This window comes from Bordetella genomosp. 1 (assembly GCF_002261335.1).
Lineage (GTDB): Bacteria > Pseudomonadota > Gammaproteobacteria > Burkholderiales > Burkholderiaceae_B > Bordetella.
In genome coordinates, this window is record NZ_NEVL01000007.1 from 45,490 (window position 1) to 71,936 (window position 26,447).

Sequence of the window (26,447 nt, forward strand, 5' to 3'; positions counted from 1 at the left end):
CCACGATGATTCTCCTACAGCTCATCTACAGCGGCATCGCGCTCGGCATGATCTATGCCGTCATCGCGTTCGGCTACCAGCTCACCTTCGCCACGTCCGGCACCCTGAACTTCGGCCAGGGCGAATCGCTCATGCTCGGCGCGCTCGTCGGCCTCACGCTCGTGGGCCTGGGCGTGAACTACTGGGTCATGATTCCCATCGTCTGCCTGTTCGGCTTTGCCCAGGGCGCCTTCGTCGAACGCATCGGCGTGCGGCCCGCCATCAAGACGCGTTCGGAATTCGGCTGGATCATGGCCACCATCGCGCTGGGCATCATCTTCCGCAACGTGGCCGAGAACGTCTGGGGCCGTGACGACCTGCCCTTCCCCTCGCCCCTGCCGCAGTCGCCGATCCAGGTGCTGGGCGCCAACGTGCTGCCGATGGAGCTGCTGGTGGTGTTCGGCGCGCTCGCGATGATGCTGCTGGTGGAGCTGTTCAACCGCAAGTCGATCTACGGCAAGGCCTTCGTGGCCACCTCGAACGACCGTTCCGCGGCCGGCCTGATGGGCATCAACACCGGCCTGATGATCACCTTCTCGTACGCGATGTCCTCGCTCACGGCGGCCTTCGCCGGCGTGCTGGTGGCGCCGCTCACGCTCACCGGCGCCACCATGGGCGCGGTGCTGGGCCTGAAGGCCTTCGCGGTCGCCATCATCGGCGGGCTGTCGAGCGGCATGGGCGTGGTCGTGGGCGGGCTGATCCTCGGCATCGCCGAGACCACCACCGGCTTCTACCTCTCGACCGGCTACAAGGACGTCCCCGGATTGGTGCTGCTGCTGCTCGTCCTGGCCTTCAAACCCGCCGGCCTGTTCGGCAAGACCGCCATCAAGAAGGTGTAAGCCATGAAACCGTTGCATCGTGTGCTTGCCCTCGTGGCGCTGGTCTGCCTGGCCGCCATTCCGCTGGCCGTCACCAACACCTATTACCTGCACCTGATCGAAACCATCATGATCTACTCGATCCTGCTGTTCGGGCTCGACATCGTGGTGGGCTACACCGGCCAGGTCTCGCTCGGCCATGCCGGCCTGTTCGGCATCGGCTCGTACGTGGCCGGCGTGCTGTTCTTCCATCTCGGCATGCCGATCTGGGCCACGCTGCCGGCCGCCATCCTGGTGGCGGCGGCGTTCGGCGCGATCCTGGCGCTGCCCGCGCTGCGCGTGACCGGGCCCTATCTCGCCATGGTCACGCTGGCGTTCGGCACCATCATCCAGATCCTGATCAACGAGATGACCTTCCTCACCGAAGGCCCGCTCGGCATCAAGATCAACAAACCCGCCATCGCCGGCCACGTGCTGTCGCGCCAGGAATACTTCTGGCTGGTGGCGCTGATGATGGTGCTGGCCCTGGTGGTGGTGCACCGTATCCTCAAGTCGCACCTGGGCCGGTCGTTCGAGGCGCTGCGCGACAGCCCGATCGCCTCGGACTGCATGGGCGTGTCGGTGTACCGGCACAAGGTGATCGCCTTCGTCATCAGCGCCGGCTTCGCCGGCCTCGCGGGCGCGCTCTACAGCTACTCCGAGCAGTACATCTCGCCCAACACCTACAACTTCGAACTCACCATCCTGTTCCTGCTCGCCATCATCATGGGCGGCCGCAAGACCCGCACCGGCGCGCTGCTGGGCGCGTCCATCATCGTGCTGCTACCCAAGATGCTGGACGACATCGGCACCTTCCGCCTGATCGCGCTCACGGTCGCCATCGTGGTGACCGCCGGGTGCGCGCTGGCGGTGTCGCGCGGCCAGGCCCAGGCGCGCCGCGTGGCGGTGCCGGTGGTCGGCACCATCGCGCTGGCGGTGTTCTCCTACTGGCTCGAGGCCCTCACCGACTGGCGCCTCTCGATCTTCGGCCTGATGATTCTGTTCGTGGTGTATTACCTGCCCGACGGCATCGTGGGCTTCGTGCGCCAGCAGTTCTTTTCGACCCGCCGCGCCGCGCTGTCGGTCAAACAGGAGCTGGCCGATCGCACCGAGGCGGTACCGCAGGCGCGCGCCGGGGATGCCGAAGAGCTGCTGGCCGCGCGCGGCGTGCTGATGCAGTTCGGCGGCCTGAAGGCGCTCAACCAGGTCGACCTGCATGTGAAGCGCGGCACCATCCATGGCCTGATCGGCCCGAACGGCTCGGGCAAGAGCACCATGATGAACGTGCTCACCGGCATCTACGTGCCCACGGCCGGCAGCGTGGAATTCGGCGGCCGGTCGCTGGTGGGCAAGACGCCGGCCGACATCGCGGCCAACGGCGTGGCGCGCACCTTTCAGAACGTGCAGCTGTTCGGCGAAATGACCGCGCTCGAAAACGTGCTGGTGGGCCTGCACCACACCTTCACCACGGGCCTGGCCAACATCATGCTGCGCACGCCGCGCTGGAAGAACGAGGAGCAGCGCGCCCGTGCTCGCGCACTGGCCCTGCTCGAGTTCGTCGGGCTCGACGCGATGGCCGACGAAGAGGCGCGCAACCTGCCCTATGGCAAGCAGCGCCTGCTCGAAATCGCCCGCGCGCTGGCGCTCGACCCGCAGCTGCTGCTGCTCGACGAGCCGGCCGCCGGCCTGACCGCGCCCGACATCGCCGAGCTGCTCACCATCATCCGCAAGGTGCGCGACCACGGCATCACCCTGATCCTGATCGAGCACCACATGGACGTGGTGATGGGCGTGTGCGACACGGTGTCGGTGCTGGACTTCGGCCAGAAGATCGCCGAAGGCCTGCCGGCCGAGGTCCAGGCCAACCCCAAGGTCATCGAAGCCTATCTGGGCGGCGCGCAAGCTTAACGCGGGAAGATCACGATGCTCTCAATCAAGAATCTGGAAGCCGGCTACGGCAAGGTCAAGGTCCTGCACGGCATCAGCCTGGAGGTGCCGCGCGCCAAGGTCGTGACCCTGATCGGCTCGAACGGGGCCGGCAAGACCACCACCATGCGCGCGCTGTCGGGCATGATCCAGCCCAGCGCGGGCGAGGTCACGCTGGGCGGGCGCCGCATCGACGGCATGGAATCGCATCAGATCGCGCGGCTCGGCCTGGCGCACTCGCCGGAAGGCCGGCGCGTGTTCCCCACGCTGTCGGTCACCGACAACCTGTTGCTGGGCGCGTTCCCGCGCCTCACCGGCCGGCGCCCCAAGGGCGACGTGCCGGGCGACCTCGACCGTGCCATGGACCTGTTTCCGCGCCTGAAGGAGCGGCGCGACCAGCTCGCCGGCACGCTGTCCGGCGGCGAGCAGCAGATGCTGGCCATGGCACGCGCCGTGATGCTCAATCCCGAGCTGGTGCTGCTCGACGAGCCCTCGATGGGCCTGGCGCCCATCCTGGTGGAGGAAGTGTTCCGCATCATCGCGCGCCTGAAGGAACAGGGCGTGACGATGCTGCTGGTGGAGCAGTTCGCGGCGGCCGCGCTCAACGTGGCGGATTACGGCTACGTGCTCGAAAACGGACGGATCTCGGTGCACGGCCCGGCCGACAAGCTCAAGCACGATCCGGCGGTGGTGGCCGCCTATCTCGGCGGCTCGCACTGAAGACAGGCGCCCCGATCAGGCGTCGGCGTGGGTCACCGCGTCGGCGCCGTAGCGCTTGAGGCCGTCGAGGTCTTGTACGCGCACGGCGCCGTATTCCACCTGCAGCAGGCCGGCTTCTTCGAGCTTGCGCAGCGCCTGGTTGGCGCGCTGGCGCGACACGCGGGCCAGATAGCCGACCTCTTCCTGGGTGATGGTGAGCCGCATGCCCATGCCCGGATACAGCAGCGGGTTGAACAGCTCCGCGAGGCAGCGCGCCACGCGCGCGTCGGGGTCGAGCAGGCGATCGTACTCGGCCTTGCCGATGAACTGCGCCACGCGCTCGTTGAGCTGGTCGAGCAGATAGCGGTTGAACGGAATGCTGCTGTCGAGCAGCCATTCGAACGTGGGCGCGGGCAAGCGGGCGATGACCGAGTCGCGCAACGCCACCACATCGTATTTGCGCACCTCGCGCTTGAGCAGCGAGCCCTCGCCGATCCAGCCGCCGGCAGGCACGCCGGTGAGCGAGGCCACCTTGCCTTCGGCATTGCCGACCGACACCTTGACGAGGCCTGCAAGCACGCCGATCCAGGCCTGGGCCAGATCGCCTTTGCGCTCTATGATCGTACCGGCCTGCACCTGCTGCACCGACACGTCGCGCTCGACGCGCGCCTGCTGCGCGGCATCGAGCACGCGGAACCACGCGGCGGCGAGCTGGAGCGATTCTGCAAGCTGCATCGGGAATACCCTAGAAGTTCCTTGAATGTCGTGATGGTGACAGTCGGTAGCCACCCAAGCTTATACCTTAAGTGCTGCCGTAAATCTAAAACGAACCGATCGGATACCCGCCAGGCGCCAACGCTCGCACCCGGCGTCATGCGCGGGATCCAGACCGGACAGGAGACAACGTGGCGCACTCTCAGCTTGCTTCAGCCATGAAGCCGGCAGCAGCGCGGACTTTTCCTGCACTGCTGCTCGAACACGCCAGCGTGCGCGGCTCGCGCCCGGCTATCCGCGAGAAAGACCTCGGTATCTGGCAAACCCTGACCTGGGCCGACGTGGCCGAGCAGGCGCGCCTGGCCGCGCATGGCCTGGCCGCGCTCGGCATCGGTCCCGGCATGCACGTCGCCGTGATCGGCGAGAATCGTCCGCGCCTCTACATCGCGATGATGGCGGCGCAGTCGCTGGGCGCGATCCCGGTGCCGCTCTACCAGGATGCGGTGGCGCAGGAGATGGTCTACGTACTGCAGGACGCGGAGGTCCGCGTGGCCGTGGTCGAAGACCAGGAACAGGTCGACAAGATGCTCGAAGTGCAGGCCCAGTGCCCCGCGCTCAAGCACGTGGTGTACGACGATCCGCGCGGCCTGCGTCACTACCAGGACCCGCTGCTGCAGTCGTACGACCAGCTGTTCGACCAGGGCCGCGCCCACGCGCAGGCCCATCCCGATTTCTACGCGCGCACGGTGGCGGCGGTGCAACCCGACGACGCGGCCGCGATGTTCTACACCTCCGGCACCACCGGCAAGCCCAAGGGCGTGGTGCTCACGCACGATGCGCTGATCGACCGCGCACGCGCCGTGGCCGAGATGGAAAACCTGACCGACCGCGAGGACGTGCTGGCCTATCTGCCGCCGGCCTGGATCGGGCAAAACATGTTCTCGTATACGCAGCTGCTGGTGTCGGGCTTCACGGTGAACCATCCCGAGTCGCCCGACACGGTGTCGATCGACATGCGCGACATCGGCCCCACCTATTACTTCGCGCCGCCGCGCGTGCTCGAAGGCCTGCTCACGCATGTGATGATCCGCATGGAAGACGCCGGCTGGCTCAAGCGCAAGCTGTTCGGCGCCTGCATGGCGCTGGCGCGCCGCGTCGGCACCCGCATCCTCGACGGCGAACCGGTGGGCGCGCTCGACCGCCTGCGTTACCGGCTCGGCGACATAGCGATCTACGGCCCGCTGCGCAATGCGCTGGGCATGAGCCGCGTGCGCGTGGCCTACACCGCCGGCGAAGCCATCGGCCCCGACCTGTTCGTGTTCTATCGCTCGATCGGCATCAACCTGAAGCAGCTCTATGGCTCCACCGAGACCTCGGTGTTCGTGTGCGTGCAGCCCGACGGCCGCGTGCGCGACGACACGGTGGGCCCGCCCGTCGAAGGCGTGGAGATCAAGGTGGCCGACAACGGCGAGATCCTGGTCAAGAGCCCCGGGCTGTTCCGCGAGTACTACCGCAACCCCGACGCCACCGCCGAGGCGCGCGACGCCGAGGGCTGGTTCCGCACCGGCGACGCGGGCTACCTCGACACCGACGGCCAGCTCAAGATCATCGACCGCGCCAAGGACGTCGGCAAGCTGGCCGACGGCAGCCTGTTCGCGCCGAAGTACATCGAGAACAAGCTGAAGTTCTTCCCGCACATCAAGGAGGCGGTGGCCTTCGGCGCCGGCCGCGACGAGGTCTGCGCCTTCATCAACATCGACCTCGAAGCCGTGGGCAACTGGGCCGAGCGCCGCGGCCTGCCCTACGCGGGCTACACCGACCTGGCCTCGAAAGACGAAACCTACGCGCTCATCCGCGACTGCGTCGAACGCGTCAACGCCGACCTCGCCAACGACCCGCGCCTGGCCGCCTCGCAGGTCGCGCGCTTCCTGATCCTGCACAAGGAGCTCGATCCCGACGACGACGAGCTGACCCGCACGCGCAAGGTGCGGCGCGCCTTCATCGCGCAGAAGTACGGCGTGCTGATCGAGGCGCTCTACGGCGGCAAGACCTCGCAGTTCATCGAGACCGAGGTCAAGTTCGAAGACGGGCGCATCGGCAGCATCTCGGCCGACCTGCGCATCGAGCCCGCCAAGACCTATCCCGCCATCTCCGCCCGGGCCGCCTGATGAACAGCCAACTCTCCCGTGACCAGCGCATCGGCGCCGTCATGCTCGACATGCAGAACATCTCGCTGGCGTTCGGCGGGGTACGCGCGCTCACCGACATTTCGTTCAACGTGCGCGAGCACGAGATCCGCGCCATCATCGGCCCCAACGGCGCCGGCAAGAGCTCGATGCTCAACGTGATCAACGGCGTCTACACGCCGCAGCAGGGCGGCATCGAGCTGCGCGGCGAGCGCTTCTCGCGCATGAGTCCGCGCCGCGCCGCCGAGATGGGCATCGCCCGCACCTTCCAGAACCTCGCGCTGTTCAAGGGCATGAGCGTGCTCGACAACATCATGACCGGGCGCAACCTGCGCATGAAGAGCGGCCTGCTGGCGCAGGCCTTCCGGCTCGGGCCGGCCGAGCGCGAAGAGATGCGCCACCGCGAGTTCGTGGAAAACATCATCGACTTCCTCGAGATCCAGGCCTATCGCAAGGTGCCGGTGGGGCGCCTGCCCTACGGGCTGCAGAAGCGCGTCGACCTCGGCCGCGCGCTCGCGATGGAGCCGCGCCTGTTGCTGCTCGACGAGCCCATGGCCGGCATGAACATCGAGGAAAAGCAGGACATGAGCCGCTTCATCCTGGACGTGAACGACGAGTTCGGCACCACCATCGTGCTGATCGAGCACGACATGGGCGTGGTGATGGACATCTCCGACCGGGTGGTGGTGCTCGACTACGGCAAGAAGATCGGTGACGGCACCCCCGACGAGGTGCGCACCAACCCTGATGTGATCCGCGCCTATCTCGGCGTGCAATCGCACTAGGCTCCACAACAATCTGGGGACTCGGCATGGGATTTTTCCTGGAAACGGTGTTCGGCGGACTGATGAGCGGCATGCTGTATGCCCTCATCGGCCTGGGCTTCGTCCTGATCTTCAAGGCGTCGGGCGTCTTCAACTTCGCGCAGGGCGCGATGGTGCTGGTGGCCGCGCTGGCGATGGCGCGCTTCTCCGAATGGATCCCGCGCTGGCTCGGCTTCGAGAGCATGCTGCTGGCCAACATCCTGGCCTTCATCGTGAGCGCCATCCTGATGTTCCTGCTGGCGGTGGCGATCGAACGCTTCGTGCTGCGCCATCTCGTCAACCAGGAGGCCACCACGCTGCTGATGGCCACGCTGGGCATCAGCTACTTTCTCGACGGCCTGGGCCAGATCGCGTTCGGCAGCTCGGTGTATTCGATCAACGTCGGCATGCCCAAGGATCCGGCCATGATCCTCGAATCGCTGTTCGAGGGCGGCCTGCTGATCAACCTCGAAGACCTCACCGCCGCCGTGATCGCGGCGCTGCTGGTGGCCGCGCTGGCGCTGTTCTTCCAGTTCACCGCCACCGGCCGCGCGCTGCGCGCCGTGGCCGACGACCACCAGGCGGCGCAGTCGATCGGGATCCCGCTCAACCGCATCTGGGTGATCGTGTGGAGCGTGGCCGGGCTGGTCGCGCTGGTGGCCGGCATCATCTGGGGCTCGAAGTTCGGCGTGCAGTTCACCCTGTCGACGGCGGCGCTGCGGGCGCTGCCGGTGGTGATCCTGGGCGGCCTCACCTCGGTGCCGGGCGCCATCATCGGCGGCCTGATCATCGGCGTCGGCGAGAAGCTCTCGGAGGTCTATCTGGGCTCGCTGGTGGGCGGCGGCATCGAAATCTGGTTCGCCTACGTGCTGGCGCTGGTCTTCCTGCTGTTCCGGCCGCAGGGGCTGTTCGGCGAAAAGATCATCGACCGGGTCTGAGGATAAAAATATGTTCTATCGCGAAAACGGCCAGTTCAAGACCAGCTACCGCGCCGACCAGCAGATCTTCCCGATCCGCCAGGATCGCATCGTCATGCTGTTGCTGCTGGCGGTCGCCTTCATCGCCGTGCCGGCGCTGGCGAGCGACTACTTCCTGCGCGCCATCCTGATCCCGTTCCTGATCCTGGCGCTCGCCGCGGTCGGGCTCAACATCCTGGTGGGCTATTGCGGCCAGATCTCGCTGGGCACCGGCGCCTTCATGGCGGTGGGCGCCTACGCCGCCTGGAATTTCGGCGTGCGCTTTCCCGGCATGCCGCTGCTGGCGCAGATCCTGCTGGGCGGCTGCTTCGCCACCCTGGTGGGCGTGATCTTCGGCATCCCCAGCCTGCGCATCCGCGGACTCTATCTCGCGGTGGCAACGCTGGCGGCGCAGTTCTTCGTCGACTGGGCCTTTCTGCGCATTCCGTTCTTCACCAACTACTCCTCGTCGGGCAACGTGTCGGTGCCCCAGCTCACGGCCTTTGGCCTGCCGGTGCAGAGCGCGCTCGAAAAATACCTGTTCGTGCTGATCCTGGTGGTGGTGTTCACGCTGCTCGCCAAGAACCTCGTGCGCGGCGCCATCGGGCGCCAGTGGATGGCCATCCGCGACATGGACGTGGCCGCCGCGGTGATCGGCATCCGCCCGATGTACGCCAAGCTGTCGGCCTTCGCGGTGAGCTCGTTCATCGTGGGCGTGGCCGGCGCGCTGTGGGGCTACATCCACCTGGGCTCCTGGGAGCCGCTGGCCTTCGACCTGGCGCGCTCGTTCCAGCTGCTGTTCATGGTCATCATCGGCGGCCTGGGCTCGATCCTGGGCAGCTTCTTCGGCGCGGCCTTCATCGTGCTGGTGCCGGTGGCGCTCACCAACATCCCGCACATGCTCGGCATGTCGCTGTCCGTCGACACCGCCGCGCACGTCGAACACATGGTGTTCGGCGCGCTCATCGTGTTCTTCCTGATCGCCGAGCCGCACGGGCTCGCGCGGCTGTGGAGCATCGGCAAGGAAAAACTTCGCATCTGGCCTTTCCCGCATTGATGGTTTGGCGCGCCGCGGCCACCGCCGCCGGCGCGCGCCCCGACACCCGGCACAGACCGGGCCAACCCCGGTGTCCGTATCGAACACCACGCAGGAGGTAAATGGAGATGAAGCGTCTTAACCTGAAACTGGCGGCCGCCGTCATGGCCGCGACCGGCGCGCTGGGCGCCATCGCCACTCCGGCGCTCGCGGCCGAGGAGCAGTTCGTGCCGCTGCTGGTGTATCGCACCGGCTCGTTCGCGCCGCTCGGCATTCCCTGGGCCGACGGCAAGCTCGACTACCTGAAGCTGGTGAACGAGCGCGACGGCGGCGTCAACGGCGTGAAGATCACCTACGAGGAATGCGAGACCGCCTACGCCACCGACCGCGGCGTGGAATGCTACGAGCGCCTGAAGACCCGCGGCACGGGCGCCTCCGGCTTCGACACCCAGTCCACCGGCATCACCTTTGCCGTGTCCGACAAGGCCATCGTCGACAAGGTGCCGGTCGAGACCATGGGCTACGGCCTGTCGCAATCGGTCGACGGCTCGGTGTTCGAATGGAACTTCCCGCTGCTGGGCACCTACTGGACCGCCGCCGACGTGATGATCCAGGACATCGCCAAGAAGGAAGGCGGGATGGACAAGCTCAAGGGCAAGAAGATCGCCCTGGTCTATCACGACTCGCCCTACGGCAAGGAGCCGATCCCGCTGCTGCAGAAGCGCGCGGCCAAGGAAGGCTTCGAGCTGCTGCTGTATCCGGTCACCGCGCCGGGCGTGGAACAGAAATCGACCTGGCTGCAGATCCGCCAGCAGCGTCCCGCCTACGTGCTGCTCTGGAGCGCCGGCATCATGACGCCGACCGCCATCCGCGAGGCCCAGGCCAGCGGCTACCCGCGCGACAAGATGTACGCGATCTGGTGGGCCGGCTCCGAGGGCGACGTGAAGGATCTGGGCGACGTGGCCAAGGGCTACAACGCGATCACGATCCACAACAGCGCGGCCACCGGCAAGGTCTATGACGACCTGAAGAAGTTCGTCTACGACAAGGGCCAGGGCGCCGACAAATCGGGCAAGACCACGCTGGGCACCATCGCCCACACGCGCGGCATGATGATCTCGATGATGCAGGTCGAGGCCATCCGCACCGCGCAGGAGAAGTACGGCAAGGGCAAGGCGCTCACGCCCGAGCAGGTGCGCTGGGGCTTCGAGAACCTCAACATCACCCAGGAACGGCTCAACGAGCTCGGCTTCGGCGACATCATGCGCCCGGTCAAGACCTCGTGCAGCAACCACATGGGCGATGACTGGGCCCGCATCGTGCAATGGGACGGCGCCAAGTTCCAGGTCAAGAGCGACTGGTACCAGGCCGACCGGGCGCTGCTCGATCCGCTGGTCAAGGAAGCCGCGGCCAAGTACGCCAAGGAAAAGAACATCACCCCGCGCAAGTGCGAGGGCTGATGCACGGCCGCCTTCAGCGTCGGCGCTGAAGGCGGCGCCTTGGCATCGCAGCCGCCGGCTCCGGCCGGCGGCGTCTCCACCCAGGAATCCCCATGATCGCAGCCTCTCCGACTCCCGAACGCACCGAACCGGCGCGCACGCTGCTCGACGTCAACGGCATCGAGGTGATCTACAACCACGTGATACTGGTGCTCAAGGGCGTGTCGCTGCGCGTGCCCGAAGGCGCGATCGTGGCGCTGCTGGGCGCCAACGGCGCCGGCAAGACCACCACGCTGCGCGCGGTATCGAACCTGCTCAAGGGCGAACGCGGCGACGTCACCAAGGGCTATATCCAGTATCGCGACGAACGCATCGAGCGCCTGTCGCCGGCCGAGCTGGTCAAGCGCGGCGTGGTCCAGGTGATGGAGGGGCGCCACTGTTTCGCCCACCTCACCGTCGAGGACAACCTGCTGACGGGCGCCTACACGCGCAATCTCGGCCGCGGCGAGATCAGCGCCGCGCTCGACCGCGTGTACCAGTATTTCCCGCGCCTGAAGCAGCGCCGCACCAGCCAGTCCGGCTACACCTCCGGCGGCGAACAGCAGATGACCGCCATCGGCCGCGCGCTGATGGCCAGCCCCAACATGATCCTGCTCGACGAGCCCTCCATGGGCCTGGCGCCCCAGATCGTCGAGGAGATCTTCGAGATCGTGCGCGACCTGAACCAGCGCGAACGCGTGAGCTTCCTGCTGGCCGAACAGAACACCAACATCGCGCTGCGCTATGCCGACTACGGCTACATCCTGGAGAACGGGCGCGTGATGATGGACGGCGCGGCCAGCGACCTGGCCGAGAACGAAGACGTGAAGGAGTTCTACCTCGGCATTTCCAGCGGCGAGCGCAAAAGCTTCCGCGACCAGAAGTTCTACCGCCGGCGCAAGCGCTGGCTGGCCTGATCCCGTTTCAACGCACACGTGTGAGGGTGCGAACCCATGTCCGAGTACTTCGACGCACAGGAAATCCGGCCGCCCGAAGAGCGCGAGGCGGCGCTCATGCGCGCCCTGCCGGATGCCATCGCCCATGCCCAGGCACACGCGCCCGCCATCGCGGCGCAGCTGGCCGGCATCGATCCGCGCCAGATCACCAGCCGCCAGGCCCTGGCCCGGCTGCCGGTGCTGCGCAAGCATGAGCTGCTCGAGCGCCAGCAGGCCCGCCGCGCCAGCGACACCGACGGCGGCGCCGTGCGCGCCTTCGGCGGCTATGCCGCGGTCGGCTGGGGCCAGGCGCTGCGGGTGTTCGCCTCGCCCGGGCCGATCTACGAACCCGAGGGCGCGCGCACCGATTACTGGCGCTTCGCCCGCGCACTGCATGCGGCGGGGTTCCGCGCCGGCGAGCTGGCCTACAACTGCTTCTCCTATCACTTCACCCCTGCCGGCTCCATGATGGAGACCGCCGCGCACGCGGTGGGCTGCACGGTGTTTCCGGGCGGCACCGGCCAGACCGAGCAGCAGGTGCGCGCGATCGCCGATCTCGCGCCCTCCGGCTACACGGGCACGCCGAGCTTTCTCAAGATCATCCTGGAGAAGGCCGACGAACTCGGCATCCGGCTCGATTCGCTGCGCCGCGCGCTGGTGTCGGGCGAGGCCTTCCCGCCGTCGCTGCGCGACTGGCTGGCCGCGCGCGGCATCGCCGGCTACCAGGCCTACGGCAGCGCAGACCTGGGCATGATCGCGTTCGAGACCCCGGCCCGCGAGGGCCTGGTGCTGGGCGAAGACCTGATCCTCGAGATCGTGCGCCCCGGCACCGGCGAGCCCGTGCCCGACGGCGAGGTGGGCGAAGTGGTCGTGACCACGCTCAACCCCGACTATCCGCTGGTGCGCTTCGGCACCGGCGACCTGTCGGCCATCATGCCGGGCCCCTCGCCCTGCGGCCGCACCAACGTGCGCATCCGCGGCTGGATGGGTCGCGCCGACCAGACCACCAAGGTGCGCGGCATGTTCGTGCATCCCTCGCAGGTGGCCGAGGTGGTGCGGCGTCATCCCGAGATCGGCCGCGCCCGCCTGGTCATCAGCGGCAGCACCGGCTCCGACCGCATGGTGCTGCGGGTGGAGAGCGCCACGCCGGCGGCAGCCCAGGATGCCGCGCTCGCCGCGCGCGTCGCCGAGTCGGTGCGCGAGCTCACCAAGCTGCGGGCCGACGTGGAATGGGCCGAGCCGGGCGCGCTGCCCAACGACGGCAAGGTCATCGACGACGTGCGCAGCTACGAATGAGCCGTGCCGGGCGGGCCGCCGGCCCGTCCGGTTGTAGCGCGCCATGCCGTGCAGATATGATGGACCGGTAGCCTCACCGACGTCCACGCCATGCCCTCTGCCGTCCCGCCCGCCATCGCCGCGTTCTACGACACCGTCACCGGCACGGTCTCGTACGTGGTGCACGACCGCCCCGGCGGCGTGTGCGCGGTGATCGACCCGGTGCTCGACTTCGATCCGAAGTCGGGCCGCACCAGCACCGCGGGCGCGGCCCGCATCCGCGATCACGTGCGGGCGCAGGGCCTGACCACCGCCTGGATCCTCGAAACCCACGCCCACGCCGACCACCTGTCGGCGGCGCCGTGGCTGCAGCGCGAGCTGGGCGGCGTGATCGCCATCGGCGAGCAGATCCGCGCCGTGCAGGGCGTGTTCAAGCCCATCTTCAATCTGGAGCCCGCGTTCCGCCCCGACGGCTCGCAGTTCGGCCATCTGTTCGCGGCCGGCGAGACCTTCCCGATCGGCACGCTCGTGGCCGAGGCCCTGCACGTGCCGGGCCACACGCCGGCCGACATGGCCTATCGCATCGGCGACGCGGTGTTCGTGGGCGACACGCTGTTCATGCCCGACGTGGGCACGGCGCGCTGCGACTTCCCCGGCGGCAACGCGGAGTCGCTCTACCGCTCGATCCGGCGCCTGCTGAGCCTGCCGCCCGAGACCCGCCTGTTCATGTGCCACGACTACCCGCCCGCCGGCCGCGAGGCCGCCTGGGAAACCACCGTGGCCACGCAACGCGCGCACAACATCCACGTGCACGACGGGGTGACGGAGGCCGGATTCGTGGCGATGCGCACCGCGCGCGACGCCACCCTTGGCATGCCGACGCTGATCCTGCCGGCCATCCAGGTCAACATCCGCGCCGGCCATTTCCCGCCGCCCGAGCCCGACGGCATGACCTATCTCAAACTGCCCGTGGACAGGCTCTGACGCCCCCACGTGGCACTTGCGCGCGGCGCGGGTTATCCGGCAACATCGGCCGATCATGAATCCCCCTGCCCCGTGCCGATGATGTTCGCCGAAGCGCAAGCCGATCCCGCCCTGCCCAAAGACGAGTTCAAGACCCTCGAGGCGCGCCTGCGGGTGGCGCTGCTGAAGTCCCAATACGACCGGCTGCAGCGCGGCGACCGCACCCTGCTGATCGTGGTCGCCGGCATCGACGGCGCCGGCAAGGGCGAGACCATCAACCAGCTCAACGAGTGGATGGACCCGCGTCACATCCACACGATGGCCTTCGGCCCGCCCGACAACGAAGAGGCGGCGCGTCCGCCGTTCTGGCGCTACTGGAACGCGCTGCCCGCGAAGGGCCAGACCGGCATCGTGTTCGGCTCCTGGTACGTGCCGTTGCTGAAGGAGGCGGCGCGCAAGAAGCAGCGCCCCGAGCGCATCGAGGCCTGCGCCGCCCAGATCCGCCGCTTCGAGGCGCTGCTCGCCGCCGAGGGCGTGCAGATCGTCAAGCTCTGGTACCACCTGTCGGCCGACGCCCAATCCGAGCGCATCAAGCGCCTGCTCGAAAGCCCCGAAACGGCCTGGCAAGTGACGCCGGCCGATCGCAAGGTGCGCAAGCACTACGACCGCGTGCGCGACGCCGGCCAGATCGCGCTGGCGCACACCGACGCCGATCACGCACCGTGGGTCGTGATCCCGAGCGCCGACGACAACATGCGCATGGTGCGCACCGCCGAGGCCGTGCTGGCCACCATGAAACGGCGCGCCATCCCGCGCGCCTCGCGCGCTTTCGCGCTGCAATCGGTGCGGCCCGGCCGCATCCCCGATCGCCTGGGCGAGCTCGATTACGAGGCGCGCGAGGAAAAGCACGACTACGAGGTCGAGCTCGGCCTGCTGCAGGGCCAGCTCGCGCGGCTGGTGCGTTCCGACAAATTCAAGCAGCGCTCGCTGATCCTCGCCTTCGAGGGCCAGGACGCGGCCGGCAAGGGCGGCGCGATCCGCCGCGTGACGCGCGCGCTCGACGCCCGCCAGTACGACATCACGCCGGTCGCCGCGCCGAGTGCGCACGAGCTGGCGCGGCCCTATCTGTGGCGCTTCTGGCGCCGCGTGCCGCGCCAGGGCCGCATCGCCATCTTCGACCGCACCTGGTACGGCCGCGTGCTGGTCGAGCGGGTCGAGAAGCTGGCCCACGCGGCCGACTGGCGCCGCGCCTATGGCGAGATCAACGACTTCGAACGCCAGCTCAGCGACCACGGCGCCATCGTGCTGAAGTTCTGGCTGGCGGTCACGCCGGCCGTGCAGCTGCAGCGCTTCAAGGAGCGCGAGCGCACGCCGTTCAAGCAGTTCAAGATCACGCCCGACGACTGGCGCAACCGCAAGAAGTGGCCCGACTACGCCCAGGCGGCCAACGAGATGATGGCCCGCACCGACATGCCCGAGGCGCCGTGGCACCTGATTTCCAGCAACGACAAGCGCTACGCGCGGCTGCAGGTGCTGCGCCACATCGTCAAGGCGCTCGAAGACCAGCTCTGACCCACTCTCATCCAGGATCCGCCATGACCATCGACATCCGCCCCATCACCCAGGCCGACTTCGACGCCTGGCTGCCGCTGTGGAAGGGCTACCAGGCCTTCTACAACGTCGACATCGCCGAGGCCGTCACCCGCACCACGTGGGCGCGCCTGCTCGACCCCGCCGAGCCCATGCACTGCGCACTGGCCATCGTGGGCGGCCAGGCGGTGGGCATGGTGCACTGGATCTATCACCGCTCCACCTGGACCACCGGCAACTACGTCTACCTGCAGGATCTGTTCACCGCCTCCGAGGCGCGCGGCAAGGGCGCGGGCCGGGCCCTGATCGAGCACGTGTATGCGGATGCCAGGGCCCACGACGCGGCGCGCGTGTACTGGCTCACCCACGAATCCAACCACACCGCGATGCAGCTCTACGACCACATCGCCGACCGGCCCGGCTTCGTGCAATACCGCAAGGTGCTCGGATGAGCGCGCACGACCCGGCCTGCCCGCTGTGCACCGAAGACGGCGGCACGCTGCTGTGGCGCGGCCAGCATCTGCGCGTGATCGAGGCGGCCGAGCCCGACTATCCCGGCTTCACGCGGGTGGTCTGGAACGGCCACATCCCCGAAATGACCAGCCTATCGAACCACGGCCGCGAGCTGATGATGCGCGCGGTGTGGGCGGTGGAGCAGGCCCAGCGCGACATCCTGCAGCCGCACAAGATCAACCTGGCCTCGCTGGGCAACATGGTGCCGCACCTGCACTGGCACGTGATCGCGCGCTGGCGCGAAGACCGGCACTTTCCGGCGCCGGTGTGGGCCGCGCCGCGCGCGGCCGACGCCGCCGACGCGGCGGCCTGGCAGGCCCGCCACCAGGCCGTCTCGGCGCTGCTGCCGCGCTACCGCGACCGCGTCGTCGAGGCGATGAACGCGCTGCTCTGGCACTGATCCGCGCCGCGCATCACGACGCGCCGGCCGCCAGCGCCGCGCCGTCCTCGCGCGCCTGCTCCAGCAGCGCCAGCGCCGTGGCGCGCGCCGCGCCCAGGTCCGGCGCGGCCACGAACGGCACGCCGAACGCGCGCGTCATCTTCTCGGCCTGCGCCCGGGTGCGGGCCAGCGCCGAGGGATCCTGCTTGATCGCGATGAAGCCGCGGCAACGCTCGCGCAGGCGCGCCATGTTGGCGGTCTGCCACTGCACCATGGCCTTGCGGTCCTCGTGCGCGATCTCGGTGTCGAGGTCCAGCACGATCAACACGAACGCATCCGGTTGCGCGAGCAACCGTTCCATCTCGCCGATCCAGCGTTCGGCATAGCCCTGCGGCGCATGGCCGTGGCGCACCAGCACCAGCGGAAACTGCGACAGGTCGTGGTATTCGAAGTGGGTGAAGGTCATTCGTACATTCCTTTCATGGGGGCCGGCGGCCGCGCGCAGCGGTCGCAGCAGCCATACAGCGACAGGCTGTAGCTGACGAGCGAGTAGCCCTGGCGCCGCGCGATGCGCTCGGCCAGCTGGGCCACCGCGGGATCGGCCGACTCGGCCACCTTGCCGCAGCGCGTGCAGATCACGTGGTCGTGACGGCCCTTGCCCGCCAGTTCGAACACGCTGTTGGCGGCATCGAAGTGATGCCGCACCAGCAACTCCGCGCGCACCAGCTGGCCCAGCACGCGGTACACGGTGGCCAGGCCGACGTCGTGGCCGTGCGCCAGCAGTTCGCGGTAGACCTCGGCCGCGCCCAGATGGCGCGCCGGGTGGCGGTGGAAGACCTCGAGGATCTTCAGCCGGGGAAAAGTGGCGCGCATGCCCGCGCTCTGCAGGGGGGCCGGGTCCATTTCCATCTCCTTGGGCGTTTCGTTGTTGAGAATGATGTACATTCCCAAAGGAAACGGCTTGCGGGATTCCGACAACCTGTTCTTCAAACCTGCCAACTTATGCTCGAGCTTCCTCTGCAGGCGATCGACCGCGACCGCGTCTTCACGCCGCTGCACCTCGACGGCGCGCGCCAGCCGCGCGGCATGCACGTGCCCGAGCATTCGCATCGCGACGGCATGCTGCTGCTGGTGCGCGAGGGGCTGGTGCTGGTGCAACGCGGCGATGCCGTCTGGCCGCTGCATCCGGGCCGGCTGGGCTGGGTGCCGCCGCAGCTGGCGCACGAGGCCCGCTGGTTCGGCCGCTCGCGCGGCACCCTGCTCTATGTGCGCAGCGACGCCTGCGCGAGCCTGCCGGCCGAGCCGCGGGTGTGGAGCCGCACCCCGCTGCTCGAGGCCCTGCTGCTGCGGCTCACCGAGAGCGAGCCCGGGCGCCTGCCCGGCACGCACGCGGAGCAGGTGTACGCCCTGCTCTGCGCCGAACTCGCGCTGAGCCAGGACGCGCCCTTCACCTTGCCGCTGCCGCGCGAGCGCCGCCTGCTCGAGCTGGCGCTGCGCCTGCTCGACGACCCCGCCGATCCCAGCGACATCGAGACCTGGGCGCACCGGGTCAGCATGTCGGCGCGCACCCTGATGCGGCGCTTCCGGCTCGAGACCGGCGTCACGCTCGGCCAGTGGCGCCAGCAGGCGCGCCTGCTGCGCGCGCTCGAGTTCCTCGCGCATGGCCAGGCGGTCACCGACGTGGCGCTCGCCGTGGGCTACGAAAGCACCAGCGCCTTCATCGGCAGCTTCCGCGCCAGCTTCGGCGTCACGCCCAGCCAGTACCACGCCCGCCTGCCGCCGGCCTGATCGGCGCATAATGCGCAGCTGTCATCAGCCGGGCGCAGGCCCGCGGGAAGCATCGTCATGTTGGGAATCCTGGCCGCGCTGCCGGAAGAAATCACCGAATTGCTGGCCGAAATGGGCCCCACCGCCGAGGTGCACCGCATCGGCATGCGCGACTATCACGTCGGCGTCCTGGCCGGGCAGCCCTGCGTGCTGGTGCTCACGCGCATCGGCAAGGTCGCCGCGGCCGCCACCACCGCGATGCTGCTGCACGCGTTCGGCGTGCGTGCGGTGGTGTTCACCGGCGTGGCCGGCGGCATCCATCCGCGCGTGCAGGTCGGCGACGTGGTGATCGGCGACGCGCTGCTGCAGCACGACCTCGATGCCCGGCCGCTGTTCCCGCGCTACGAGGTGCCGCTGCTGGCGCGTTCGCACTTCGCCACCGAGGCCGCGCTCACCGCGCTGCTCGGGCAATGCGCGGCCGACTTCCTGGCCGGCTACGCCCATGGCCGCGCGGCGCAGCCGGCGGTGCATCACGGCCCCATCGCCACGGGCGACTGCTTCGTGGGCGACGCCGTCACGCTGGCGCGCCTGCGCGAGGAGCTGCCGCAGGCGCTCTGCGTCGAGATGGAGGGCGCCGCGGTGGCGCAGGTGTGCCACGAGTTCGGCGTGCCCTGCGCGGTGCTGCGCACGATCTCCGATCGCGCCGACAACGCCGCCCCGGTCGACTTCAAGCGCTTCCTGACCGAGGTCGCCAGCGTGTACTCGGCGGGCATCCTGCGCCGCTTCCTGCGCGCCCTGCCCGCGCCTGGCGGCTGAGCGCCGCGCCGTGCCACAATCGCGGCCATGCCCCAGACCCTGCCCTCCCCGCACGACAACCGCCTGCAACCGGGCGCCCTGAGCCAGCAGCTCGCCGCGCTGCCGGCCGCGTGGCGCGAGACCCTGCAATCCGACGCCGTGGCGCCGGCCCTGGCCCGCGTCACCGGCCACGTCGAACAGCGCCTGGCGGAGGGCGCGGTGGTCTATCCGGCCACGCCGTGGCGCGCGCTGGCCGAGCTGGCGCCGCACGAAGTGCGGGTGGTGATCCTGGGCCAGGATCCGTATCACGGGCCGGGCCAGGCCCAGGGCCTGGCGTTTTCGGTGCCCGACGACTGCAAATGCCCACCCAGCCTGCGCAACATCTTCAAGGAGATCCTGCGCGAACAGCCCGACGCCGGGCCGCTCGGCCACGACCTCGGCAGCTGGGTGCGCCAGGGCGTGCTGCTGCTGAACACCTCGCTCACCGTGGAGGACGGCCAGGCGGGCTCGCACGCCAAGCGCGGCTGGGAAACGGTGACGGATGCAATCTTCGCCCGCGTGGCGCAAGATACTGAACCCAAAGCGTTTTTGCTCTGGGGCGCGCATGCCCAGGCCAAGGCGGCACTGTTGCCGGCAGGCCACAGGCATCTGGTGTTGCAATCCAACCACCCTTCCCCCCTGTCGGCCAGCCGTCCCCCTGTGCCGTTCCTGGGCTGCGGGCACTTTTCCCAGGTGAATGCGTGGCTCGCGACCCAAGGCAAAACCCTAATTGACTGGTCATCGACTCGTAAAAAAAATCCCGCACAACGCGAATTCGCGTTATGATCGCTGCGCTGCACCAAACAGATTCGGCATTTATTTCATACGCATACCGCGTTTTCGCAGTCAGCCCGGTTCCCATACCCGGCCCCATGCCGAAGCTCATCGCTTCCTGACCTCTTTCCTTTCGCCCCGCGATCGCTCCATTGGATCGCACTACGCGCACGGTTGATTCGGTCGGCACGATGCTCCATTCAACCGTTGCCTGGTTCCGGCGCCGATAAATCGGTAACGCCCGTCCACGGCACCTGCGCCGCATCGCGCGGCAAGGAAAAGCTATGTCTTTCGCAGACCTGGGCTTGGCGCCCACTATTCTCTCGGCCCTACAGGAAGCCGGTTTTCAAGAGCCCACGCCCGTCCAGGCCGCCGCTGTGCCCAAGGCCATCGCCGGCACCGACCTGATGGTTTCGTCGCAGACCGGTAGCGGCAAGACCGCCGCCTTCATGCTGCCCGCCCTGAACCGCATTGCCTCGATGCCCGCCAACGGCGGCACCGGCGTGCAAGTGCTGGTGCTCACCCCGACCCGCGAACTCGCGCTGCAAGTGGCCGACGCCACCGCTTCGTACGGCCGCAACCTGCCGGGCCTGCGCACCGCCACCGTCGTGGGCGGCATGCCCTACGGCGCCCAGCTCAAGGCGCTGTCGCGCCGTGTCGACGTGCTCGTCGCCACGCCGGGCCGCCTGCTCGACCACCTGAAGGCCGGCCGCGTCAAACTCAACACCGTGCACACCCTGGTGCTCGACGAAGCCGATCGCATGCTCGACATGGGCTTCATCGAAGACATCGAAACCATCCTGAGCCGCCTGCCCAACGATCGCCAGACCCTGCTGTTCTCGGCGACCCTGGACGGCAGCGTGGCCCGCCTGGCCGAAAAGATGATGCGCGCTCCGGAGCGCATCGAGATCGCCGGCCACCGCGACAAGCACACCAACATCACGCAAAGCCTGCTGTACGCCGACGACGCCGACCACAAGATGCGTCTGCTCGACCACGTGCTGCGCGACGTGCGCCTGGACCAGGCCATCGTCTTCACCTCGACCAAGCGTGGCGCCGATGACCTGGCCGAGCGCCTGGCCGACGACGGCTTCGCCGCCGCTGCCCTGCACGGCGACATGAACCAGCGCCAGCGTTCGCGCACCCTGACCCAGTTGCAACGCGGTCAGGTCCGCATCCTGGTCGCCACCGACGTGGCCGCCCGCGGCATCGACGTGCAGGGCATCAGCCACGCCGTCAACTTCGACCTGCCGCTGCAGGCCGAAGACTACGTGCACCGTATCGGCCGTACCGGCCGCGCCGGTCGCGACGGCCTGGCCTTCACGCTGGCCACGCACTCGGAACGCCACAAGGTGCGCCGCATCGAGCACTACATCGGTCAATCGATCAACCCCGAAGTGATCGCCGGCCTCGAGCCGCAACGCACCCCGCGCCCGAGCTCGGGTGGTGGCGGCGGCCGCTTCAACAAGGGTGGCCCGCGCCACGGTGGCGGCAAGCCCTACGACCGCAAGCCGCGCGAGTTCAACGGCGACCGTCCGCAGCGCGACTTCAGCGGCGACCGCCCGCAACGCGACTTCGGCGATCGTCCGCAGCGCAGCTTCGGTGACCGTCCGCAAGGCAACTTCGGCGACCGCCCGCAGCGCAGCTTCGGCGACCGTCCGCAACGCGACTTCGGTGATCGTCCGCAGCGCAGCTTCGGTGATCGTCCGCAACGCGACTTCGGCGACCGCCCGCAGCGCAGCTTCGGTGACCGTCCGCAACGCGACTTCGGCGACCGCCCGCAGCGCAGCTTCGGCGACCGTCCGCAACGCGACTTCGGTGACCGTCCGCAGCGCAGCTTCGGCGACCGTCCGCAGCGCAGCTTCGGCGACCGTCCGCAAGGCAACTTCGGTGATCGTCCGCAACGCGACTTCGGTGACCGTCCGCAGCGCAGCTTCGGCGACCGTCCGCAAGGCAACTTCGGTGATCGTCCCCAGCGCGACTTCGGCGATCGTCCGCAGCGTGACTTCGGTGACCGCCCGCAGCGCAACTTCGGCGACCGCCCGAGCTTCGCCAAGCGCGGCGCCGCGCCCAAGCGCTTCGGCAAGTCGGCCGACCGCCGCGGCTGATCCCGCGCAGCGCCTCGCGCGCTGGCAAGGTCCCCGGAACGCCCCGCCCTGCGGGGCGTTCTGCTTTGCGCGGCCGGCGGCGCCATCAGGGGTTTTGTCCGGGCACGCGGCGCGGCATGGGAAAATAGCGGCATGCGATCCACACCTGCCAACCTGCCCCCTCTCGATCCCGCCGGCGCGGCCCACAGCGAACGCGTGGCCGAGCATCTGCGCGCCACGCTGCGTGCCCACGACGGCTGGCTGCCGTTCGACCGCTGGATGGCCGAGGCGCTGTACGCGCCGGGGCTGGGCTACTACACCGCCGGCGCGGTGAAGCTGGCGCCCGGCAGCGAGGCCGGCGCGCGCCGCCGCCTGCCCACCGGCGACTTCGTCACCGCCCCCGAGCTCACGCCGCTGTTCGGCCAGACCGTGGCGCAACAGGCGGCCGAGATCCTGGCCCAGTGCGCGGGCGACACCGTGCTCGAGTTCGGCGCCGGCACCGGCGCGCTGGCCGAGGCCGTGCTGGCCACGCTCGACGAACTCGGCATCGCCGCGCAGTACCGCATCGTCGAGGTGTCGGCCGACCTGCGCGCGCGCCAGCAGGCGCGGCTCGCGCCGTTCGGCGACCGGGTGCAGTGGCTCGACGCCCTGCCCACGCAATTCGTGGGCTGCGTGCTGGGCAACGAGGTGCTCGACGCCATGCCGGTCCAGCTCTTCACCTGGAGCGCGCGCGCCGAGGTCATGGTGCGCGGCGTCGCGCTCGATGACGACGGCGATTTCACCTGGGCCGACCGCCCGGCCGACGCGGCGCTGGCGCGCGCCGTGAGCACGCGCATGCCGCCCCTGCCCGGCTACGTGTCGGAGATCAATCTGCAGGCCGAGGCCTGGGTGCGCGGCATGGGCCAGTGGCTCGCGCGCGGCGCCGCCCTGCTGTTCGACTACGGCTTTCCGCGCCACGAGTACTACCACCCGCAGCGGGCCACGGGCACGCTGATGTGCCACCTGCGCCATCACGCCCATGCCGATCCGTTCGTCGCCCCGGGCCTGCAGGACATCACCGCCCACGTGGACTTCACGGCGATGGCGGACGCGGCGCTCGAAGGCCGGCTCGACGTCTACGGCTATACCTCGCAGGCGCGCTTCCTGATGAACGCCGGCCTGCTCGACCGGCTGGGCCGGCTCGATCCCGCCGACGCGCGCGCCTATGCGCAGCAGACCGCGCCGGTCCAGAAGCTGCTGTCCGAGGCGGAGATGGGCGAGCTGTTCAAGGTGTTGGCCGTGGGCCGCGACATCGACGACGGCCTGCAGGGCTTTCGCCGCGGCGACCGCCGCGACGCGCTGTAGCGCTCAACCCGGCGCGAGGGCGCGCAGGCGGGCCTCGTGCAGCGCGGGCTTGATGCGGGCGGGGTCGCCCGCGCAGGCCTGCGCGATGGCGCCGGCATCGACGCCGCGCACCGCCTCCAGGCGCGCCCGCCATGCGGCCACATCGACCTCGGCCACCACGGCGGCGGCCTCCAGCAGCTCGATGAAGCGCTGCGGCTTGCGCAGGCCGTCGCAGCGCTCGATCAGCGCCAGCTGGCGCGCGGCATCGGCCGCGTGCGGCAGCGCCTCCAGCACCAGCGGCAGCAGCCGCGCCTGGTCGGCGCAGTCGGTCGGCACGCGCAGCCGCTGCGACAGCGCGTCGCGCGCGTCGGCGCGGCGGCACATCAGCGCATAGCGGCCCGCCAGCGGCAGGCCGGCCGCGGCGGCGCGATCCAGGTCGGCCGCGGCCTCCTGCCAGGCGTGCAACTGCGGCATCACGCGCGCCAGCGCGCCGGTCTGCGCCAGCACCTCCAGCATGCGCGCCGGACGCGGCAGCATGAGCGCGCGCGAGAGCTCCTTCCAGACGCGCTCGGGCACCAGCGCATCGGCCTCGCCGGCCGCGACCATGTCGCGGCACAGCTGCAGGGTTTCGTCGGCCACGCGGAAATCGCCGAAGCGCGCGGCGAACCGGCCCAGCCGCAGGATGCGCACGGGATCCTCGGCGAACGCCGTGCCGACGTGGCGCAGCACGCGCGCCCGCACGTCGGCCTGGCCATCGAGCGGATCGACCAGCTCGCCTTCCGGCGTGCGCGCGATCGCGTTGACGGTGAGGTCGCGGCGTTGCAGGTCTTGTTCGAGCGTGACGTCGGCGCCGGTGTAGAACGTGAAGCCCTTGTAGCCCACGCCCGATTTGCGCTCGGTGCGGGCCAGCGCGTATTCCTCTTTGGAGCGTGGGTGCAGGAAGACCGGGAAATCGCCGCCCACCGGGATGAAGCCGCGCGCCGTCATGTCGGCGGGCGACGCGCCCACCACCACCCAGTCGCGGTCGCCGGGGGGCAGGCCGAGCAGCTCGTCGCGCACGGCGCCCCCCACGATGTAGACCTGCAGGCCGTCGATCGCGGGATCGTCGTGCGCGGCGCCGCCGCTCATTGGCCGGCCTTGGTGGCCACCACCGACGGCGGCACGATGCTGCCCAGGCGCTCCTTGAGCGACTGCGGCTGGCCGCTGAACAGGGCGGCGTAGTAGACCGCGTTGGACATCACGTTTTTCACGTAGAGCCGGGTCTCGGTGAACGGAATGGTTTCCGCGAACACCGCGCCCTCGACCGGGTGCGTGAAGGTGGCGCGCCAGTTGCGCGGCCGGCCCGGGCCGGCGTTGTAGCCGGCGCTGGCCAGCACCTGCGAATTGTCGAGGTCGCGCAGCACCATGTTGAGGTATTGCGTGCCGAGCTCGGTGTTGGTGTCGAAATCATTGACGCCGCCGGGCTGGAAATCCTGCATGCCGATCTTCTTGGCCACCCACTTGGCGGTGGCGGGCATCAGCTGCATCAGGCCCGAGGCGCCGGCATGCGAGCGCGCGTCCATGATGAAGCGCGACTCCTGGCGGATCAGGCCATAGACCCAGGCCGGGTCGATGTCGATGGCGCGCGCCTTGGCGCTCACGCGGCCCTCGAACGGCGCGATGTAGCGCTGGCTGAAATCGAACTCGCGCGCGGTGCGCTCGGAGGTGTTGACCACGCGGTCGTAGATGCCCTCGGCGCGGGCCAGCTCGGCGGCCGCGAACAGCTGCCGGTCGGTCATGCCGCGTATCGTGAAGTTCCATTCGGGCACGGCCTCGGCGCGCCAGCCCATGCGGAACATGTAGATGGCGCGCTGCAGGCCCGGATTGGCGCGTGCCTCGGCCATCTCGGCGTCGGTGACGGCGGCCGGGCGCGGCGGCACGGTGATGCGGCGGCCCAGCTCCTCGGTGGCGAGCTGGCCGTAGAAATCGAAGCCGTCGGCAATGCTGGCGAAGCCGCGCTGCGCCGCGTCTTTATGGCCCAGCGCCAGTTGGCCGCGCGACTTCCAGTAGACCCACACCGGCTCGGCCTGCTGGTCCGCCGACATGGTGTCGATCGCCGCGATCACCCAGGCCCAGTCGATGCGCGGCTGGCGCAGCGCCGACCGGACCTTCCAGGCGTGATTGTTGTCGCTCATGCGGATGTGGCCGGCGGCGCGATACCAGGCCTCGGCGCGCGGGTCCTGGTCGATCGCGGCGGCCAGCGCATACTGGCCGCGCACCCAGGCCAGGTACGGCTTGGCGAGGTGGCGTTCCCATTCGCGCTGCAGATAGGAGTCGGCCACGCTGACGTCGCCGCGCGCCAGCCGCGCGAGCGCGATGGCGACGAGTTCCTTTTCGTTGCGGCCGACCGGCGACTTGCCCTGCCGCACCAGCCACTTCATCGGATCCTTCATCATCGCGTCGTAGGTCTTGAGATCCTGCGGCTCGAAGATGTAGGTGGCGAGCTTGCGCGCGTCGGTGGTGCGGTTGGCCTCGAGCGCGTCGCGCATCTGCGGCTGGATCTGGTCCCAGCCCAGGATGTCGTCGGCCACGAGCTGGTCGTAGAGCGACCAGCAGGCGGTGCCCGAGCCGAACGCGGCCTGGGCCTGCGCGGCGGTGGCGCGCTGGCCGGTCATGTGGCGCGCCATCAGCGTGGCGCACTCGACCTGCGAATTGCCGGCCTTCACCGGCGCGAGCTTGCGGATGGTTTCGAAGTCGCCGCTGCGCGCGGCGGCCTGGATCCAGTCGCCGCGCAGCCGGTCTTCGAGATAGCTGCCCGCATTGTTGCGCAGGAAACGATTGAGCTCGGCGGTGGGGCGCTGGCCGCCCGGCGGGCTCCAGAGCTGATAGCGCAGCAGCCAGTATTCGGGATAGGCGGCGAGCGGGTCACCCTTGGCCTGCGGCACCATCGCGGCGAGCACCGACCACTGCTTGCGGTTCATGGCTTCGCGCGCGGCCACCACGGCCTGCGTGGCCGCGGTCTGGGGCGACTCGGGCAGGCCCGCCAGCACGGCGGGCGGGACGGCGATGGGGCGGCCGGCCTGGTCGGGTGGCAGCGACGATTGCAGCGTGAGCGCGGAGGTCTCGGCGCCGGCGGGCGCCTGGGCGCGCTGCTGCGCATCGACGGGCGCACAGGCCGCCGTGAAGAGCGCCAGCATCGGCAAGGCACGGCGCCATGCCGAGGTGGGCGCCATCTGGTCGAGGCGCGCAGGCATGCCGGACCGCAAAACCTCGCGGGCCGATTTCTGATACCTTTGCGACTCAAGCACCCGCTTTTGCCCGCTTGCTTGACCCA

The 26,447-nt window shown here is 69.2% G+C and carries 24 protein-coding genes; 19 read left to right on the forward strand and 5 right to left on the reverse strand.

Translation table 11 applies throughout. From position 1 onward, the window contains the following. Nucleotides 1-5 precede the first annotated feature (5 nt). The 3 genes from CEG14_RS24400 to CEG14_RS24410 are packed head-to-tail and all read left to right on the forward strand — an operon-like array spanning nucleotide 6 to nucleotide 3,542. Nucleotides 6-878: a branched-chain amino acid ABC transporter permease gene (locus CEG14_RS24400; RefSeq protein ID WP_094829018.1), complete on the forward strand. Its 873-nt coding sequence runs from the start codon at nucleotides 6-8 to the stop codon at nucleotides 876-878. Between the two features lie 3 nt (nucleotides 879-881). After that, a complete protein-coding gene (locus tag CEG14_RS24405; protein WP_094829019.1) occupies nucleotides 882-2,804 on the forward strand; it encodes a branched-chain amino acid ABC transporter ATP-binding protein/permease in 1,923 nt (640 codons plus the stop codon). 15 nt (nucleotides 2,805-2,819) lie between these two features. Then, nucleotides 2,820-3,542 carry an ABC transporter ATP-binding protein gene (locus CEG14_RS24410; protein ID WP_094829020.1) on the forward strand — a complete coding sequence of 241 codons (723 nt, stop codon included), beginning with the start codon at nucleotides 2,820-2,822 and terminating at the stop codon, nucleotides 3,540-3,542. 15 nt (nucleotides 3,543-3,557) lie between these two features. Here CEG14_RS24410 and CEG14_RS24415 read toward each other — a convergent pair whose 3' ends face one another. Continuing rightward, nucleotides 3,558-4,256, reverse strand: coding sequence for a Crp/Fnr family transcriptional regulator (locus CEG14_RS24415; RefSeq protein WP_094829021.1), 699 nt, complete (start codon nucleotides 4,254-4,256; stop codon nucleotides 3,558-3,560). A gap of 170 nt (nucleotides 4,257-4,426) precedes the next feature. Between CEG14_RS24415 and CEG14_RS24420 the strand changes: the two genes are divergently transcribed. The 11 genes from CEG14_RS24420 to CEG14_RS24470 all read left to right on the forward strand — a co-directional run bounded on the left by CEG14_RS24420 (nucleotide 4,427) and on the right by CEG14_RS24470 (nucleotide 16,370). Then, a complete protein-coding gene (locus tag CEG14_RS24420) occupies nucleotides 4,427-6,403 on the forward strand; it encodes an AMP-dependent synthetase/ligase (protein ID WP_094829022.1) in 1,977 nt (658 codons plus the stop codon). Continuing rightward, complete coding sequence (locus tag CEG14_RS24425; protein ID WP_094829023.1) at nucleotides 6,403-7,206, forward strand: ABC transporter ATP-binding protein; 804 nt, start codon at nucleotides 6,403-6,405, stop codon at nucleotides 7,204-7,206. Before CEG14_RS24420 ends, CEG14_RS24425 begins: the two co-directional genes overlap by 1 nt. Before the next feature lie 26 nt (nucleotides 7,207-7,232). Next, complete coding sequence (locus tag CEG14_RS24430) at nucleotides 7,233-8,162, forward strand: branched-chain amino acid ABC transporter permease (protein ID WP_094829024.1); 930 nt, start codon at nucleotides 7,233-7,235, stop codon at nucleotides 8,160-8,162. 10 nt (nucleotides 8,163-8,172) lie between these two features. Beyond that, on the forward strand, nucleotides 8,173-9,237 hold the full coding sequence (locus CEG14_RS24435; RefSeq protein ID WP_094829025.1) for a branched-chain amino acid ABC transporter permease: 1,065 nt from the start codon (nucleotides 8,173-8,175) through the stop codon (nucleotides 9,235-9,237). A gap of 101 nt (nucleotides 9,238-9,338) precedes the next feature. After that, nucleotides 9,339-10,676, forward strand: a complete 1,338-nt coding sequence (locus CEG14_RS24440; protein WP_094829026.1) for an ABC transporter substrate-binding protein — start codon at nucleotides 9,339-9,341, stop codon at nucleotides 10,674-10,676. 92 nt (nucleotides 10,677-10,768) lie between these two features. Then, complete coding sequence (locus tag CEG14_RS24445; RefSeq protein WP_094829027.1) at nucleotides 10,769-11,611, forward strand: ABC transporter ATP-binding protein; 843 nt, start codon at nucleotides 10,769-10,771, stop codon at nucleotides 11,609-11,611. A gap of 36 nt (nucleotides 11,612-11,647) precedes the next feature. Continuing rightward, nucleotides 11,648-12,925 carry a phenylacetate--CoA ligase family protein gene (locus CEG14_RS24450; protein WP_094829028.1) on the forward strand — a complete coding sequence of 426 codons (1,278 nt, stop codon included), beginning with the start codon at nucleotides 11,648-11,650 and terminating at the stop codon, nucleotides 12,923-12,925. A gap of 90 nt (nucleotides 12,926-13,015) precedes the next feature. Beyond that, nucleotides 13,016-13,888, forward strand: coding sequence for an MBL fold metallo-hydrolase (locus CEG14_RS24455; protein WP_094829029.1), 873 nt, complete (start codon nucleotides 13,016-13,018; stop codon nucleotides 13,886-13,888). A gap of 81 nt (nucleotides 13,889-13,969) precedes the next feature. Beyond that, nucleotides 13,970-15,439, forward strand: coding sequence for a polyphosphate:AMP phosphotransferase (pap, locus tag CEG14_RS24460; protein WP_094829225.1), 1,470 nt, complete (start codon nucleotides 13,970-13,972; stop codon nucleotides 15,437-15,439). A gap of 23 nt (nucleotides 15,440-15,462) precedes the next feature. After that, nucleotides 15,463-15,909: a GNAT family N-acetyltransferase gene (locus tag CEG14_RS24465; RefSeq protein ID WP_094829030.1), complete on the forward strand. Its 447-nt coding sequence runs from the start codon at nucleotides 15,463-15,465 to the stop codon at nucleotides 15,907-15,909. Beyond that, nucleotides 15,906-16,370 carry an HIT family protein gene (locus tag CEG14_RS24470; RefSeq protein WP_094829031.1) on the forward strand — a complete coding sequence of 155 codons (465 nt, stop codon included), beginning with the start codon at nucleotides 15,906-15,908 and terminating at the stop codon, nucleotides 16,368-16,370. Before CEG14_RS24465 ends, CEG14_RS24470 begins: the two co-directional genes overlap by 4 nt. A 13-nt stretch (nucleotides 16,371-16,383) precedes the next feature. Here the strand turns inward: CEG14_RS24470 and CEG14_RS24475 are convergent, their stop codons facing one another. Both CEG14_RS24475 and CEG14_RS24480 read right to left on the reverse strand, forming a co-directional pair. Then, nucleotides 16,384-16,815: a hypothetical protein gene (locus CEG14_RS24475; RefSeq protein WP_176461332.1), complete on the reverse strand. Its 432-nt coding sequence runs from the start codon at nucleotides 16,813-16,815 to the stop codon at nucleotides 16,384-16,386. After that, nucleotides 16,812-17,252: a transcriptional repressor gene (locus tag CEG14_RS24480; protein ID WP_094829226.1), complete on the reverse strand. Its 441-nt coding sequence runs from the start codon at nucleotides 17,250-17,252 to the stop codon at nucleotides 16,812-16,814. Before CEG14_RS24480 ends, CEG14_RS24475 begins: the two co-directional genes overlap by 4 nt. A gap of 99 nt (nucleotides 17,253-17,351) precedes the next feature. Between CEG14_RS24480 and CEG14_RS24485 the strand changes: the two genes are divergently transcribed. The 5 genes from CEG14_RS24485 (at nucleotide 17,352) to CEG14_RS24505 (ending at nucleotide 23,155) form a co-directional block, all read left to right on the forward strand. After that, the gene (locus CEG14_RS24485; protein ID WP_255032049.1) at nucleotides 17,352-18,137 is read left to right on the forward strand and encodes a helix-turn-helix transcriptional regulator; all 786 of its coding nucleotides are present in this window, start codon (nucleotides 17,352-17,354) and stop codon (nucleotides 18,135-18,137) included. Between the two features lie 57 nt (nucleotides 18,138-18,194). After that, nucleotides 18,195-18,932, forward strand: a complete 738-nt coding sequence (locus tag CEG14_RS24490) for a 5'-methylthioadenosine/adenosylhomocysteine nucleosidase (RefSeq protein WP_094829032.1) — start codon at nucleotides 18,195-18,197, stop codon at nucleotides 18,930-18,932. A 27-nt stretch (nucleotides 18,933-18,959) separates the two neighbouring features. Continuing rightward, on the forward strand, nucleotides 18,960-19,736 hold the full coding sequence (locus tag CEG14_RS24495; RefSeq protein WP_094829033.1) for a uracil-DNA glycosylase: 777 nt from the start codon (nucleotides 18,960-18,962) through the stop codon (nucleotides 19,734-19,736). Nucleotides 19,737-20,008: 272 nt separating this feature from the next. Then, on the forward strand, nucleotides 20,009-21,832 hold the full coding sequence (locus tag CEG14_RS24500; RefSeq protein ID WP_094829034.1) for a DEAD/DEAH box helicase: 1,824 nt from the start codon (nucleotides 20,009-20,011) through the stop codon (nucleotides 21,830-21,832). 132 nt (nucleotides 21,833-21,964) lie between these two features. After that, nucleotides 21,965-23,155, forward strand: coding sequence for a class I SAM-dependent methyltransferase (locus CEG14_RS24505; protein ID WP_094829035.1), 1,191 nt, complete (start codon nucleotides 21,965-21,967; stop codon nucleotides 23,153-23,155). Between the two features lie 3 nt (nucleotides 23,156-23,158). Here CEG14_RS24505 and CEG14_RS24510 read toward each other — a convergent pair whose 3' ends face one another. Both CEG14_RS24510 and CEG14_RS24515 read right to left on the reverse strand, forming a co-directional pair. After that, entirely contained in the window at nucleotides 23,159-24,262 is a 1,104-nt protein-coding gene (locus CEG14_RS24510; RefSeq protein ID WP_094829036.1) for a CCA tRNA nucleotidyltransferase, read from the reverse strand. Further along, entirely contained in the window at nucleotides 24,259-26,367 is a 2,109-nt protein-coding gene (locus CEG14_RS24515; protein ID WP_094829037.1) for a lytic transglycosylase domain-containing protein, read from the reverse strand. The genes CEG14_RS24510 and CEG14_RS24515 overlap by 4 nt, the downstream gene beginning before the upstream one ends. Nucleotides 26,368-26,447 lie beyond the last annotated feature (80 nt).

What these genes read in the sequence shown, in the direction of transcription:
- CEG14_RS24400 (WP_094829018.1), top strand. Translation starts at nt 6, where the DNA reads ATGATTCTCCTACAGCTCATCTACAGCGGCATCGCGCTCGGCATGATC.
- CEG14_RS24405 (WP_094829019.1), top strand. Translation starts at nt 882, where the DNA reads ATGAAACCGTTGCATCGTGTGCTTGCCCTCGTGGCGCTGGTCTGCCTG.
- CEG14_RS24410 (WP_094829020.1), top strand. Translation starts at nt 2,820, where the DNA reads ATGCTCTCAATCAAGAATCTGGAAGCCGGCTACGGCAAGGTCAAGGTC.
- CEG14_RS24415 (WP_094829021.1), bottom strand. Translation starts at nt 4,256, where the DNA reads ATGCAGCTTGCAGAATCGCTCCAGCTCGCCGCCGCGTGGTTCCGCGTG.
- CEG14_RS24425 (WP_094829023.1), top strand. Translation starts at nt 6,403, where the DNA reads ATGAACAGCCAACTCTCCCGTGACCAGCGCATCGGCGCCGTCATGCTC.
- CEG14_RS24430 (WP_094829024.1), top strand. Translation starts at nt 7,233, where the DNA reads ATGGGATTTTTCCTGGAAACGGTGTTCGGCGGACTGATGAGCGGCATG.
- CEG14_RS24435 (WP_094829025.1), top strand. Translation starts at nt 8,173, where the DNA reads ATGTTCTATCGCGAAAACGGCCAGTTCAAGACCAGCTACCGCGCCGAC.
- CEG14_RS24440 (WP_094829026.1), top strand. Translation starts at nt 9,339, where the DNA reads ATGGAGATGAAGCGTCTTAACCTGAAACTGGCGGCCGCCGTCATGGCC.
- CEG14_RS24445 (WP_094829027.1), top strand. Translation starts at nt 10,769, where the DNA reads ATGATCGCAGCCTCTCCGACTCCCGAACGCACCGAACCGGCGCGCACG.
- CEG14_RS24450 (WP_094829028.1), top strand. Translation starts at nt 11,648, where the DNA reads ATGTCCGAGTACTTCGACGCACAGGAAATCCGGCCGCCCGAAGAGCGC.
- CEG14_RS24455 (WP_094829029.1), top strand. Translation starts at nt 13,016, where the DNA reads ATGCCCTCTGCCGTCCCGCCCGCCATCGCCGCGTTCTACGACACCGTC.
- pap (WP_094829225.1), top strand. Translation starts at nt 13,970, where the DNA reads ATGTTCGCCGAAGCGCAAGCCGATCCCGCCCTGCCCAAAGACGAGTTC.
- CEG14_RS24465 (WP_094829030.1), top strand. Translation starts at nt 15,463, where the DNA reads ATGACCATCGACATCCGCCCCATCACCCAGGCCGACTTCGACGCCTGG.
- CEG14_RS24470 (WP_094829031.1), top strand. Translation starts at nt 15,906, where the DNA reads ATGAGCGCGCACGACCCGGCCTGCCCGCTGTGCACCGAAGACGGCGGC.
- CEG14_RS24475 (WP_176461332.1), bottom strand. Translation starts at nt 16,815, where the DNA reads ATGACCTTCACCCACTTCGAATACCACGACCTGTCGCAGTTTCCGCTG.
- CEG14_RS24480 (WP_094829226.1), bottom strand. Translation starts at nt 17,252, where the DNA reads ATGGACCCGGCCCCCCTGCAGAGCGCGGGCATGCGCGCCACTTTTCCC.
- CEG14_RS24485 (WP_255032049.1), top strand. Translation starts at nt 17,352, where the DNA reads ATGCTCGAGCTTCCTCTGCAGGCGATCGACCGCGACCGCGTCTTCACG.
- CEG14_RS24490 (WP_094829032.1), top strand. Translation starts at nt 18,195, where the DNA reads ATGTTGGGAATCCTGGCCGCGCTGCCGGAAGAAATCACCGAATTGCTG.
- CEG14_RS24495 (WP_094829033.1), top strand. Translation starts at nt 18,960, where the DNA reads ATGCCCCAGACCCTGCCCTCCCCGCACGACAACCGCCTGCAACCGGGC.
- CEG14_RS24500 (WP_094829034.1), top strand. Translation starts at nt 20,009, where the DNA reads ATGTCTTTCGCAGACCTGGGCTTGGCGCCCACTATTCTCTCGGCCCTA.
- CEG14_RS24505 (WP_094829035.1), top strand. Translation starts at nt 21,965, where the DNA reads ATGCGATCCACACCTGCCAACCTGCCCCCTCTCGATCCCGCCGGCGCG.
- CEG14_RS24510 (WP_094829036.1), bottom strand. Translation starts at nt 24,262, where the DNA reads ATGAGCGGCGGCGCCGCGCACGACGATCCCGCGATCGACGGCCTGCAG.
- CEG14_RS24515 (WP_094829037.1), bottom strand. Translation starts at nt 26,367, where the DNA reads ATGCCTGCGCGCCTCGACCAGATGGCGCCCACCTCGGCATGGCGCCGT.